This window comes from Xanthobacter sp. BG11Y11_SDJG (genome assembly GCF_057364445.1).
The window spans coordinates 1-11,951 of the sequence record NZ_JBNFNU010000105.1 but is presented as its reverse complement, the minus strand read 5'-3'; the positions used below and the strand labels follow the sequence as shown (position 1 = coordinate 11,951).

Sequence of the window (11,951 nt, the reverse complement as noted above, 5' to 3'; positions counted from 1 at the left end):
GCGTCGTGGGCCGCGGCGCCCGATGCGCCAGGGCCGCAAGGATCATGGCCAGCCCCGGCGCGGCGCGCGGCGCGCCTCACGTCCCAGCGTCCCGAAAGATGTCCCACGCCGAAGCCCCCGTTGCGCGCGTCGTATGGGGGGCAATCTAGAGCGCGATCGGAGCAAATTGAACCCACCCGCGGGGCCGGGTCGGGTCCATTTTCGGGCCGCGCCGGCCGTGGCCGCCCGCCGCCTTACGCCGCCTTCTGCGCCTCGCGGTCGACGATGGAGACGATGTCCGCCATGATGCGGTTCAGCTCGAAATTCTTCGGCGTATAGACCGCCGCCACGCCGAACCCCTTCAGCTGCGCCTCGTCCTCCGGCGGGATGATGCCGCCCACCACCACCGGCACGTCCGAGAGGCCCTCGGCGCGCAGGCGCTCCATCACGTCGCGCACCAGCGGCACGTGGGAACCGGAGAGGATGGAGAGGCCGATGACGTGGACGCTCTCCTCCAGCGCCGCGTTGACGATCTCGGCCGGGGTCAGGCGGATGCCCTCATAGACCACCTCCATGCCGCAGTCGCGGGCGCGCACGGCGATCTGCTCGGCGCCGTTGGAATGGCCGTCGAGACCCGGCTTGCCCACCAGGAACTTGATGCGCCGGCCGAGCTTCGCGGAGACCGCGTCCACGCTCTCGCGCACCGCGTCGAGGCCCTGGGTGTCGGCGCGCGCCGCGCGGCCGACGCCGGTGGGGGCGCGGTATTCGCCGAACACCTCGCGCAGGCAGCCGCCCCACTCGCCGGTGGTGACGCCCACCTTGGCGCACGCGATGGATGGCTCCATCACGTTGCGCCCCTCCTGGGCCGCGCTCTTGAGCGCGCCAGCGCCGCCGCCACCGCCTTGGGGTCGCGCGCCTCGCGCCAGGCCTTCAGGCGGGCGATCTGCTCCGGCTCCACATGCTCCGGCACGGTGAGGATGGCGCCCTCGCCGGTGGTGAGCGGGGAGGGCTCGGTCTCGGTCCAGCGGTTGACGCCGACCACCACCTGCTCGCCCCGCTCGATTGCCTCCAGGCGCTTGGTGTTGCTCTCCACCAGCGCCTGCTTCATGTACGAATTCTCGATCGCCGCCACCGCGCCGCCCATGCCGTCGATGCGGGCGAGTTCCGCGCGGGCCTCCGCCTTCAGCTCCTCGACCTTCTTCGCAATCTCGGTGGAGCCGTCGAAGATGTCGCCGTATTCGAGCAGGTCGGTCTCATAGGCCACCACCTGCTGCATGCGCAGCGACCATTGCTGGTCGAAGGAGCGCGGCAGGCCGAGCGCCTCGTTCCAGGCGGGCAGCTGCACGGCGCGGGCGCGGGCCTTCTTGGAGAGGGTCACCGCCAGCATCTCGAGGAGAATACGGTAGACGTTGTTCTCCGGCTGCTGCTCGGTGAGGCCGAGCGAATTCACCTGCACGCCGTAGCGGAACAGCTTCTGCTTGGCGTCCGTGATGCCGTAGCGCTCGACGCAGATCTCGTCCCAGAGGTCCACGAAGGCGCGCATCTTGCACATCTCGGTGATGAACCGCAAGCCCGCGTTCACGAAGAAGGAGATGCGCCCCACCACCTCGCCGAACACCGGGCCTTCGGCCTCGCCCGACGCCTTCACTGTGTCGAGGATGGCGACGGCGTTGGCGAGCGCGAAGGCGAGTTCCTGCACCGGCGTCGCCCCAGCCTCCTGCAGATGGTAGGAGCACACGTTCATCGGGTTCCACTTCGGCAGGTGCTCGGTGGTGAAGATGATGGTGTCCTTGGTGAGCCGCATGGAGGGCGCCGGCGGGAACACATAGGTGCCGCGAGAGAGATATTCCTTGATGATGTCGTTCTGGGTGGTGCCCTGGAGCTTGGTGCGGTCGGCGCCCTGCTCGTCGGCGGTGGCGATGTAGAGCGAGAGCAGCCACGCCGCGCAGGCGTTGATGGTCATCGACGTGTTCATCTCGGCGAGCGGGATGCCGTCGAACAGCGTCCGCATGTCGCCGAGATGGGAGATGGGCACGCCCACCTTGCCCACCTCGCCGCGGGCGAGGGGATGGTCGCTGTCGTAGCCGGTCTGGGTCGGCAGATCGAAGGCGACGGAGAGGCCGGTCTGCCCCTTGGCGAGGTTCGAGCGATAGAGTTTGTTGGAATCCGCGGCGGTGGAGTGCCCCGCATAGGTGCGGAAGAGCCAGGGTTTATCGCGGACCACCATTTCCTAATCCCCATGCGTGGCTTTTGGATAATTGGCGCGATTGTGCGTCGCAATGCGGGCTGCGTCGATGGGAAATTTGGAGGGTTCCAGGCCGCCGGCGGCGGTCTGGTGGGGGTTACATCCTTCAGCGCGGACATGCCTGGCCCAAGATGCCCTCGGATCGCATTCACGATTTGCTCCGGCGAGGCATCCCAATCCTTGAAAACCAGATCTCTCGTATTCAAGGCGCCATCGGGCTGTTCAACGATGAAGCGCAGGCGCGACAGGCCAGAGCCTTCAAAGCCCTCGCCCACAGCGCGCACTTGGGTCCAACGGAAATTGAACCCGCGGTGCTGTGCGTTGATCAGTCCATCCTGGTCGATACGTAGAACTTGCCCCGGGCGCATTACTGAAAACACGAAAGAGTACGCGGCCATCGCAGCGAATACGGCGCCGCAAATCCTCAAGCCGATCAAGACGATCGCACTTTGCCCTTGTGCGAACGTTCCTGGTGCAATGGCGGAGACCAGGCCCAGAGCCAGCCCCACGAGGCATTGGAAGCCGAGCCACATTACCGGGCTGAGATCTCGATTGAATATCTCGACGTCGCTGCCCCCGGCCGGGCGGCCGGTCATCGCTTCACCAGCGAGATCACGAACAGCAGGATCACCGCGCCGATGGTGGCCGAGACGATCTGGCCGATGATGCCGCCCACCAGGAACACGTTGCCGAACAGGAAGCCGCCGATCAGGGCGCCGACAATGCCCACGGCGATGTTGCCCACCAGTCCGAAGCCGTAGCCGCGGAACAGCTGCCCCGCCAGGAAGCCGGCGATGGCGCCGACGATGATCATCCACAAAATGCCCATATGTCTCTCCCTCTCCAGCGCCGATCCGGAGCAGCGCGCGGCCCCGCGGCCGCCGCCACCTTAGCTCTCGGCGCGGCGTGCGGAAATAGAAACGCGAGCGCGGCCCTATGGTTCACTGCAACATCGCAAAACCGCGCGAGATCGGCAGAAAGTGGGCTATCGACCTGGAATTATTCTCTGCTACGCTGCACTGCGATATGACATCCAACGTGACCGAATGGTCCGCCAGCGAGAGGACGCGACGCCATGGGCCAGACTGCAACCGCGGGAGCGGATGAGGGGGTGGTGAAGGATCTCTACGAGCTCGGCGAGATTCCGCCGCTCGGCCACGTGCCCTCCCAGATGTACGCCTGGGCCATCCGCCGCGAGCGCCACGGGCCGCCGGAGGAGTCGTTCCAGCTCGAGGTGGTGCCCACCTGGGCGCTGGGCGAGCACGACGTCCTGGTCCTCGTGATGGCGGCGGGCGTGAACTACAACGGCATCTGGGCCGGCCTCGGCCAGCCGATCTCCCCCTTCGACGTGCACAAGGCGCCGTTCCACGTGGCCGGCTCCGACGCCTCCGGCATCGTCTGGGCCGTGGGGCCCAAGGTGAAGCGCTGGAAGGTGGGCGACGAGGTGGTGGTCCACTGCAACCAGGACGACGGGGACGACGAGGAGTGCAACGGCGGCGACCCCATGTTCTCCCCCTCCCAGCGCATCTGGGGCTATGAGACGCCGGACGGCTCGTTCGCCCAGTTCTGCCGGGTTCAGGCGCGCCAGCTGATGCCGCGGCCGAGCCACCTGACCTGGGAGGAGAGCGCCTGCTACACGCTCACCTTGGCCACCGCCTACCGCATGCTGTTCGGCCATCCGCCGCACACCGTGAAGCCGGGCGACTATGTCCTGGTGTGGGGCGCCTCGGGCGGGCTCGGCGTGTTCGGCGTGCAGCTCGCCGCCGCCTCCGGCGCGCACGTGATCGGCGTCATCTCCGACGAGACCAAGCGGGACTACGTGCTCGGCCTCGGCGCCAAGGGCGTGATCAACCGCAAGGACTTCAAGTGCTGGGGCCAGCTGCCCACGGTGAATTCGCCGGAATATGCGGAATGGCTGAAGGAAGCCCGCAAGTTCGGCAAGGCGATCTGGGACATCACCGGCAAGCGCGACGTGGACATCGTGTTCGAGCATCCGGGCGAGCAGACCTTCCCGGTCTCCACTTTGGTGGGCAAGCGCGGCGGCATGATCGTGTTCTGCGCCGGCACCACGGGCTTCAACATCACCTTCGACGCCCGCTACGTCTGGATGCGGCAGAAGCGCATCCAGGGCTCCCACTTCGCCCACCTCAAGCAGGCCTCCGCCGCCAACCAGTTCATCATCGACCGGCGCGTGGACCCGTGCATGTCGGAAGTGTTCCCCTGGGACCGCATCCCCGAGGCCCACACGAAGATGTGGAAGAACCAGCACGCCCCCGGCAACATGGCGGTGCTGGTGAACGCCCCGCGCACCGGCCTGCGCACCCTCGACGACGTGATCGAGGCGGGCCAGAAGGACTGAGGCGGGCGCATCCCGCCGGGTGCTCCGTGCGACCGGAGCACCCGCCGTCCCGTCAGCGGACGATGATGTTCTTGAACTGCCAGGGGTCTTCGAGGTCCAAATCCTCGGGGAAGAGCTTCTGGCGGCCGGTCAGGGGCGTCCAGTCGGTATAGGTGCCGATCATCGGTCCGAGATAGGGCGTCTGCACCTCGAGGCAGCGGCGGAAGTCCATCTCGTCGGCTTCGACGATGCCGGCGTTCGGGTTCTCCAGCGCCCACACCATGCCGGCGAGCACGGCGGAGGTCACCTGCAGACCCGTGGCGTTCTGATAGGGCGCCAGCTCGCGCGTCTCCTCGATGGAGAGCTGGGAGCCGAACCAGTAGGCATTGCGCGCGTGGCCGTAGATCAGCACGCCCAGCTCGTCCATGCCGTCGACGATCTCGTGCTCGTCGAGGATCTTCCAGGTCTCCTGGAAGTGGCCGCCATTGCCGAACATCTCGTGCAGCGACAGCACCGCGTCGTTGCAGGGGTGGTAGGCATAGTGGCAGGTCGGGCGGTAGACCACCTCTGCGCCGTCGCGCACCGTCAGATAGTCGGCGATCGAGATGGCCTCGTTGTGGGTGACGAGGAAGCCGTACTGGGCCTTGGGCGTCGGCGTCCAGGAGCGCACGCGGGTGGCGGCGCCGGGGGACAGCAGATAGATGGCGGCGCCGCAGCCGGTCTCGTGGGTGCGCCCGTCCGGCGGCAGGCTCTTCTCGTGCGTGCCCCAGCCGAGTTCCGCCGGCTGCAGGCCCTCGGAGACGAAGCCCTCCACCGACCAGGTGTTCCAGAACTGGCCCATCACCTTGGGCTCGCGGGCGCGCTGGGTGTCGCGCTCGGCGATGTGGATGCCCTTGACGCCGAGGCCGCGGGCGAGCTGCGCCCACTCCTCGCGGCTGGTGGGCTCGGGCCGGTCGAGGCCGGTGTCGTGGGCGATGTTGAGCAGCGCCTGCTTCACGAACCAGGACACCATGCCCGGATTGGCGCCGCAGGTGGAGACCGCCGTCGGACCGCCGGGATTGCGCCGGCGCGCCGCCAGAAGGCTCTCGCGCAGCGCATAGTTGGTGCGCGCCGCGGTCGGCATCGTCTCGTCGAAATAAAAGCCCTTCCAGGGCTCGATCACGGTGTCGATGTAGAGCACGCCCAGTTCGCGGCACAGCTCCATCACGGCGATGGACGACACGTCCACCGACAGGTTCACGCAGAAGCCGCGGCCGGGGCCGTTGGTGAGCAGCGGGGTGAGCAGGTCGCGGTAGCTCTCCGCCGTCACCTCGGCCTGGATGAAGCGGATGCCGCGGGAATCCAGGAGCTTGCGGTGGTCGGCGACGGGATCGATCACCACCATGCGCTCGCGGTCGAAATCGAAGTGCCGCTCGATCAAGGGCAGGGTGCCCCGGCCGATGGAACCGAATCCGATCATCACGATGGGGCCGTCGATCTTGGCGTGGACCGGCCAGTCGCTCATGGCGCAAAACTCCTCGGGTCAGCACGGGAGAAGGGCCTGCCGGCCCGGAGGGGGGCCGCAGGCGGGCGCACCATGGGAAACTGCGCCCGGCGCGTCAACAAAGGATCGGGAGAAGAGCCGGCAAATCAGGCGGTTTCAATGGCTTTTGGCACCTGAGAGGCGGGTTTGGGCCGCGCCGGCATCTCGTCGATCCGCCACAGAGCGGGGAACAGGCGCACCCATGCGGCGGCGATCAGGATGGTGCCGATGCCGCCGACGAGGCCCGCTCCCACCGGGCCGAGCAGCGCGGCGGTGACGCCGGATTCGAACTCGCCCAATTGGTTCGAGGTGCCGATGAAGAGCGAGTTCACCGCGCTCACCCGCCCGCGCATCTCGTCGGGCGTCGAGAGCTGCACCAGCGAGGAGCGGATGACGACGCTCACATTGTCCGCGGCGCCGAGCACCGCCAGCGCGGCGAGCGACAGCCCGTAGCTGGTGGAGAGCGAGAACACGATGGTGGCGAGCCCGAACACCGCCACCGCGGCGAACATGGACGGCCCCACGGCGCGCACCAGCGGCACCCGCGCGAGCACGAACGCCATGGCCACCGCCCCCGCCGCCGGTGCCGCGCGCAGCACGCCGAGGCCCACGGCGCCCACATGCAGCACGTCGCTGGCGAAGATTGGCAGCAGCGCGGTCGCCCCGCCGAGCAGCACCGCGAACATGTCGAGCGAGATCGAGCCCAGCACCACCTCGCTGCGGCGGATGAAGGCGAGCCCCGAGAGCAGCGTCTCCAGCGAGACCGGCCCGCGCTCAACCCGCGCCGCCCGGTGGCGCACCAGCGCCATGGCGATCGCCGCGACGCCGTAGCAGGCGCCGGCGAGCGCGATGGGCAGGGTGGGGGCGACGGCATAGGCCAGGCCGCCCAAAAGCCGGCCGGCGATGGTGGCGGTCTGGATCGCCGAGGACGACACCGCGAGCGCGCGCGGCAGCAGCTCGCCCGGCACCAGCCCCGGCAGCAGCGCGTTGAGGGTCGGGTGCTCGAACGCGCGGTGGCGCCGATCACGCTCACCGTCGCGAACAGCGCCAGAACCCCCGCCGCGCCGGTGGCGAGCCCTGCGGCGAGCGCAGCCATGGTCGCCGCCGCGAGCGCCTGGCACACCAGGATGATGCGGCGCCGGTCGAAGGTGTCGGCCACCTGCCCCACCACCAGCGTCAGCAGCAGCAGCGGCAGGAACTGGAACAGGCCGACCAGGCCAAGGGCCAGCGCGCTGCGCGTCAGGTCGTAGACCATCCAGCCCACCGCGACCGCGAGCACCTGGAACGCCAGCGAGGAGGCCACCCGGCTGATCCAGAACAGCTTGAAGTCGGGATGGTCGGCAAGGCGCGGGGCGAAAGGCGGCGGGGCGGGCGGGGTCATGGCCTGCGCATACCGCCGCGACGTGGAGCGCGGAAGGCCGAATTGCGCATGGCTCGCGTTTGAGGGCCGCGGTCAGCCGGCTCCCATTCGTCAAGGCGCCGTCATGCCCCGGCTTGTCCGGGGCATCCACCGAGTCGCTTGCTCTTCCCTGGAAAGGTGAGCGCCGGCCTGGCCGCAAAGTGGATCCCCCGCACAAGGCGGGGGATGACGAGCGGATGGAAATCGGCGGCGCGCAAAGACCGCCGGCTGGCCCCGGTCAGCCTCGGCCTCTCAGTCGCTGGCGAGGATGTGGTTGCGCACGATGGGATAGACCTGCCCCGCCCACTTGCGGCCCGAGAACACACCGTAATGGCCGACGCCGGCCTGCATGTGGTGGCGCTTCTTGTGGGGGCGCAGCGCCGAGCAGATGTCCTGCGCCGCCACCGTCTGGCCGATGGAGCAGATGTCGTCGCGCTCGCCCTCCACCGTCAGCAGCGCCGTCTTGCGGATGGCGCGGAAGTCGATGGGGTTGCCGCGATAGGTCAGCTCGCCCTTGGGCAGCCGGTAGTCCTGGAACACGTACTGCACGGTCTGAAGGTAGAAGTCGGCATCGAGGTCGAGCACGGCGAAATATTCGTCGTAGAAGGTCTTGGCCGCCTCGGCCTTCTCCAGGTCGCCTTCGGCGAGGTGGTTGTAGAGGTCGAGGTGGGCTTTGAGGTGCCGCGTCATGTTCATGGAGACGAAGGCGGTGAGCTGCATGAAGCCGGGATAGACCCGGCGCCCCGCGCCCGGAAAGCCCGCCGGCACCTTGGAGATGAGGTTGCGCTCGAACCAGCTCATGGGCTTGGAGGTGGCGAGGTTGTTCACCACCGTGGGATTGATGCGGCAGTCGATGGGGCCGGCCATCAGCGTCATGGAGGCCGGGGTCGCGGGATTGCGGTCCTGCGACATCACGGCGGTCGCCACCAGCGCCTGGACGCAGGGCTGGCACACCGCCAGAAGGTGCGCGCCCGGCCCCAGGTGCTCCAAGAACTTGACGATGTGCTCCACATAATCGTCGAAGGCGAACGGGCCCTCGGAGAGCGGCACGTCGCGGGCATTGTGCCAGTCGGTGATGTAGACGTCGTGGTCGGGCAGCAGCGTCTTCACGGTGTTGACCAGCAGCGTCGCGAAGTGGCCGGAGAGCGGCGCCACCACGAGCACGCGCGGCTGGGCGATCTCCACGTCCTTCCGGAAGCGCAGCAGCGTGCCGAAGGGCAGCACCTTGCTGCGCTCCTCCGTCACCCTCACCTCGCGATTGCCCACCTCCACCGAGCGGATGCCGAAATCCGGCCGGCCGTGGCTGAGCCCGGCGCGCTCGATCATCTCATAGGCGGCGGCCAGGTGCCTCAGCCCCGCATGGGCATAGCCGTTGACGAGCGGTCCGGTGAGCGTCTGCCGGGCAAGGCCCGCCATCAGCCGCACGGGCTCCATGAGATCGGCGCGGGTCTGATAGGCGCGATACATCATGGGTGCCGCGGACACGCCGCGCAGGCGGTCCGCCCGGCGCAGGAGGACGAGAGGGAAAGCTCAGGCATGTTCTTGAAGAACCCTTCTGTTCCGCGCCTTCCGGTGGACCGGCGCCCCCCGCGGACGTCGGAACCTTAAGTTATTGTCGCAGGGTCCTTTCCGATCTTTCCAGGGACCCCGATAGGTAGTAGCTGTTCCAATGATATTGAAACGGCGCGTGATGCAATGCAACACGCAACCGGGGCGCCAAGTCGTCATCGTCCGGTTTTCCGGCGGATTTCTTGGTTCGCCGGGCGCGCAGGGGCGGGTCTGCTTGCCGCATGAGCAGATTGCAGTTTTCGTGCTCATATTTTGAGGCTTGAGGCGGTCCGGCGCAAAGTGGTTCACTCGGGCCGGCAGGCGAAATATCCCAGGGGCGCAAGCCCGAGCGGACAACCCAGGATCGGGACGGAAGGCGCGCGGGACCATGGCAACGCTCACCATCTCCAGCAAGAACTACTCCTCCTGGTCGCTGCGCGGCTGGCTGATGTGCAAGATGGCCGGCCTCGTCTTCGAGGAGGAGCGGGTGCCGGTGGACGATCCGGACGCCAAGGCGGAGCTGCTGCTGCTTTCGCCCTCGTTCCTCGTGCCTCGCCTGGTGCACGAGGGCGTCACCGTTTGGGACACGCTCGCCATCGGCTCCTACCTCAACGAGGTGTTCCCCGAGGCCGGGCTGCTGCCGCCGGACCGGGCGGTGCGCGCACACTGCCTCTCCATCTCGGGCGAGATGCATTCCGGCTTCGCCAACATGCGCTCGGCGCTGCCCATGAACATCAAGGCGCGCTATCCCGGCTTCAAGGTGTGGGCCGGCGCGCAGGCCGACATCGAGCGCATCGTCGCCATCTGGCGCGGCTGCCTCACCGCCCATGGCGGCCCGTTCCTCATGGGGCCGCACCCGACCCTCGCCGACGCCATGTATGCCCCGGTGTGCTCGCGCTTCACCACCTATGACGTGCCGCTCGACGCCGCCTGCGCCGGCTATCGCGACCGCGTCATGGCGCTCGACCACATGCAGGAATGGATCGCCGGCGCGCTGGCGGAGCCGGAGGAGCTGGAAGAGCTGGACGTGGAGTTCTGAGAGCCGCCAGCCCCCGCATCGGCCAGCACGCCAGGCAGCCAGCGGGCTGCGCCGCCGTGCGATGCACAAATTATGTGCGCTCGCAAGCGTAGCGGCGCGGCCGCCGGGGGCGCCGGTCGCGCCGGAATGGACCTACGGTCCGCGCGGCGCTACATGCGGGTGCGGGCGCGGATGGCGGCCGAGAGCGTGCCCTCGTCGAGATAGTCCAGTTCGCCCCCCACCGGCACGCCCTGGGCGAGGCGCGTCACCTTCACCGGCAGGTCGCGCAGCAAATCGGTGACGTAGTGGGCCGTGGTCTGGCCGTCCACCGTCGCCCCGAGGGCCAGGATCACCTCGGAACCGCGCTTTGGTGCACCCGGTCCACCAAGGCGGCGAGGTTCAGGTCTTCCGGCCCGACGCCATCGAGCGGCGAGAGCACGCCGCCCAGCACGTGATAGCGCGCATTCAGCACCCCGGCCCGCTCCAGGGCCCAGAGATCCGACACGTCCGCGACCACCACCAGCACCAGCGGGTCGCGCGTCGGGTCGGTGCAGATGCTGCACGGGTCGCACACGTCCACATTGCCGCAGGTGCGGCATACGACGATCTTGCCGAGCGCGTCCGTGAGCGCGGCAGCAAGCGGCGCCATCAGTCCTTCACGCTTCTTGATGAGGTGGAGCGCCACGCGGCGGGCCGAGCGCGGGCCGAGCCCGGGAAGGCGCGCGAGCAATTGAATGAGGCGTTCGATCTCGGGGCCGGCAACGGCGCGGGGCATGGCAGGTTCCGGACGCGCCGCGGCGCGGTGCTGAGGGGCTCCCCCCGCATGTAGCCTGCCGCTGTCGCTGCGCCAACGGGGGACGGCCCGATCGCGCAACCCGCAGCGCACCGGACGCGGCGGCACCCGCGCCACCAGACCGCGCGCGGCGCGCAGAGGCGCCGTGGCTGCCCCCGGGCCTCCCGCGGTCTTTTCTCGACGTCCCCTCGGAGCAAACGGAAACCGTTTTCTCGGTTTTTTGCCCCACCGTCATCAGGAGACCTGAGCCCTCGTGCGATCAGCGCGCGCTGTTGGCGGATCGGCGCGTGCTCTCGCCGGCCGGCGTCCGGTGTTCCCGGCCAAACGGTTGCGGGTTGCGTAAGATCAATTTCCGGTTCAGCGCGCTACACAGGAAAATTGTTCGGCGAATCAGCCCGTTTTCGCGCGATGTGGGGGTAAGCGCCACTCGCCAATGCGGGATGGGAGAGACATCGATGCCCTGGCGTTGCTGGCGCGGCAAGAGTTCATGGTCGAGCATCAGTTTTGAAAAAAAGATTGGAAAATAGAAAATTTGCCTTAATTGGGGTGCTGTGAAACAATTGTGTTGAATCGTTATCCAACTGCTCGGCCGCCGGCGGAGCAGAGAATGCAGAAAGGGATACCCGTGAGCGAAACGGCCACCATGCCCCAGGCGCCCAGCCATATCGACTTCACCGCGGACATTGTCGCGGCGTATGTCAGCAACAACAGCGTCTCGGCGGCCGAGCTTCCGGCCCTGATCGAGGCGGTGCATCGCGCGCTCGGCCAGCTCGGCACCCCGGCGGCGCAGCCGCTGGAGGAACAGAAGCCGGCGGTTCCGATCAAGAAGTCGGTGACCCCCGAATACATCATCTGCCTGGAGGACGGGAAGAAGTTCAAGTCGCTGAAGCGGCACCTGCGCACCAGCTACGGCATGACGCCGGAAGCCTATCGCGAGAAGTGGGGCCTGCCGAAGGACTATCCCATGGTCGCCCCGGCCTATGCGGCGGCGCGCTCCGAGCTCGCCAAGAACATGGGCCTCGGCCAGAGCCGCAAGAAGGCGCCCGCCCCGGCCAACGAAGCCCGCCCGCCGCCGCGCCGCTGCCGCCGCCTGAGCGGCCGACGCGGCC

At 68.1% G+C, this 11,951-nt stretch carries 6 protein-coding genes and 3 pseudogenes; 3 read left to right on the top strand and 6 right to left on the bottom strand.

Translation table 11 applies throughout. The annotated features are described in order from the left end of the window. Positions 1 to 233: 233 nt before the first annotated feature. A pseudogene (locus tag AC2W7M_RS11015) lies at positions 234 to 2,206 on the bottom strand (methylmalonyl-CoA mutase family protein). A 610-nt stretch (positions 2,207 to 2,816) separates the two neighbouring features. Beyond that, entirely contained in the window at positions 2,817 to 3,053 is a 237-nt protein-coding gene (locus AC2W7M_RS11010; protein ID WP_486132404.1) for a GlsB/YeaQ/YmgE family stress response membrane protein, read from the bottom strand. Between the two features lie 246 nt (positions 3,054 to 3,299). Here AC2W7M_RS11010 and ccrA point away from each other — a divergent pair, with 246 nt between their 5' ends. Further along, positions 3,300 to 4,583 carry a crotonyl-CoA carboxylase/reductase gene (gene ccrA, locus AC2W7M_RS11005; protein WP_486132402.1) on the top strand — a complete coding sequence of 428 codons (1,284 nt, stop codon included), beginning with the start codon at positions 3,300 to 3,302 and terminating at the stop codon, positions 4,581 to 4,583. Between the two features lie 52 nt (positions 4,584 to 4,635). On the opposite strand, the gene AC2W7M_RS11000 is transcribed toward ccrA, so the two are convergent. The 3 genes and pseudogenes from AC2W7M_RS11000 to AC2W7M_RS10990 all read right to left on the bottom strand — a co-directional run bounded on the left by AC2W7M_RS11000 (position 4,636) and on the right by AC2W7M_RS10990 (position 8,953). Continuing rightward, positions 4,636 to 6,066, bottom strand: coding sequence for a homospermidine synthase (locus AC2W7M_RS11000; RefSeq protein WP_486132400.1), 1,431 nt, complete (start codon positions 6,064 to 6,066; stop codon positions 4,636 to 4,638). Positions 6,067 to 6,191: 125 nt separating this feature from the next. After that, positions 6,192 to 7,465 (bottom strand): annotated as a pseudogene (locus tag AC2W7M_RS10995) (MFS transporter). A 270-nt stretch (positions 7,466 to 7,735) separates the two neighbouring features. Further along, positions 7,736 to 8,953 carry a polyhydroxyalkanoate depolymerase gene (locus AC2W7M_RS10990; RefSeq protein WP_486132406.1) on the bottom strand — a complete coding sequence of 406 codons (1,218 nt, stop codon included), beginning with the start codon at positions 8,951 to 8,953 and terminating at the stop codon, positions 7,736 to 7,738. Between the two features lie 466 nt (positions 8,954 to 9,419). On the opposite strand from AC2W7M_RS10990, the gene AC2W7M_RS10985 reads away from it, so the two are divergent. Continuing rightward, complete coding sequence (locus AC2W7M_RS10985; protein ID WP_486132398.1) at positions 9,420 to 10,070, top strand: glutathione S-transferase family protein; 651 nt, start codon at positions 9,420 to 9,422, stop codon at positions 10,068 to 10,070. A gap of 149 nt (positions 10,071 to 10,219) precedes the next feature. Here the strand turns inward: AC2W7M_RS10985 and recR are convergent. After that, positions 10,220 to 10,824: pseudogene (gene recR / locus AC2W7M_RS10980) on the bottom strand (recombination mediator RecR). 661 nt (positions 10,825 to 11,485) lie between these two features. Here recR and AC2W7M_RS10975 point away from each other — a divergent pair. Continuing rightward, on the top strand, positions 11,486 to 11,951 hold a 466-nt coding region (locus AC2W7M_RS10975; RefSeq protein WP_486132405.1), incomplete at its 3' end, for a Ros/MucR family transcriptional regulator.